General features: G+C 38.3%; 2 protein-coding genes. One reads left to right on the top strand and one right to left on the bottom strand.

What is annotated here, in order from left to right; all coding sequences use genetic code 11:
- The first annotated feature begins 84 nt into the window (after positions 1–84).
- Entirely contained in the window at positions 85–471 is a 387-nt protein-coding gene (locus tag G468_RS22050; RefSeq protein WP_071846926.1) for a hypothetical protein, read from the top strand.
- A gap of 4 nt (positions 472–475) precedes the next feature.
- On the opposite strand, the gene G468_RS0118400 is transcribed toward G468_RS22050, so the two are convergent.
- Positions 476–1039 carry a Tle-like phospholipase domain-containing protein gene (locus tag G468_RS0118400; RefSeq protein WP_026824198.1) on the bottom strand — a complete coding sequence of 188 codons (564 nt, stop codon included), beginning with the start codon at positions 1037–1039 and terminating at the stop codon, positions 476–478.
- Positions 1040–1141: the final 102 nt, after the last annotated feature.

Raw genomic sequence — 1141 nt, forward strand, 5'->3', positions numbered from 1 at the left:
ATCAAAAATATCATGAACTAAAAAATGCCGCTTAGATCTTCTACAGAATTTGTTGACCATTACATCAATCATTGGGGGTGCACAATGCTGTCTGATAGCAACATTCTTTTTTCCGAGTTAGCTGATGTGCTTCGCAAGCTAGATATCTCACATTTGAGTACCGATGAAATGCTACAGTTGGCAAATAGTAGTGAAGAGTGCTGGGCTGGATTGTGTCATAATTTACATTTTCTAGCGAAAACCCTGGTTTCTTTGGCAGATAATAAAGTATCAGAGTTTTCTCTGGAAAGCCTATGTCAATTAGGGCATGGGTTGTCGGCAACGGCGCTTCCATTTGAATTATCAATGGAAGCGCTAATAACGTCTATTTCTCTTTTACGCACCTGGGCGCACAGCTTGAAATTGTATTCATTACCTCAAGGAAATATTTTAACACTGATCAAAATAGGATCAAAAAGTGGTAGCGACTAGGTTGTCAAACTGCTTGCTGATACAAAGTACGAATATGCGCTACATATCTGCTATGAGCAGCCAAGGCGCTATCTTTTTTCTCCGCTATCTGCGGAATAATATTAACACTACCAATATGATCAACGGCAAAAAATTTATCCAGCTTTGGAATAATATCACCATCAACATAGTAGTGATTAATATGAGCCTTAACTTTTTTTAAGTTGGCTAGATTGCTATATTGTGCTAACAAATCTTTCTGTAAACCTAAGCCAAGTTGAGCGCTGCAAAAACATTCTGCTCGAATAGTTTTTTCTGTGGTAGATACTTTCAGCGCAGAATAAGCCGCTAAGCCTCCGCCTAATGAATGACCACTGGTTGAAAGACTATATTTCTCCCATTTCTCATGTTGCATAAGTAATTGTAAATGATGCAGCAGCTGGCTAGCCTGTTTATAGCAAGCAGGAATGTCACCAAATACATTATCAATATTTGCATTACATTGATTAATAAAAGTTCTCGGATTCTTCATATAACGCGGCGCTCCACCACTTACCGCTTCACCACTGGTGGTACCACCAAAAACCAAGCGAATTTCCTGCCTAATTTTATTGTGAAAAATATAATGTCAACGATCACCGAAAACTGATCCACTTTTTATCTAAATCCGATCAATCAAAATTGATCCACT

Origin of the sequence: Arsenophonus nasoniae DSM 15247, from assembly GCF_000429565.1 — a bacterium.
Lineage (GTDB): Bacteria > Pseudomonadota > Gammaproteobacteria > Enterobacterales > Enterobacteriaceae > Arsenophonus > Arsenophonus nasoniae.

Bases quoted from the DNA above. Each gene is read 5' to 3' on its own strand.
- G468_RS22050 (WP_071846926.1), top strand. From the start codon at position 85: ATGCTGTCTGATAGCAACATTCTTTTTTCCGAGTTAGCTGATGTGCTT.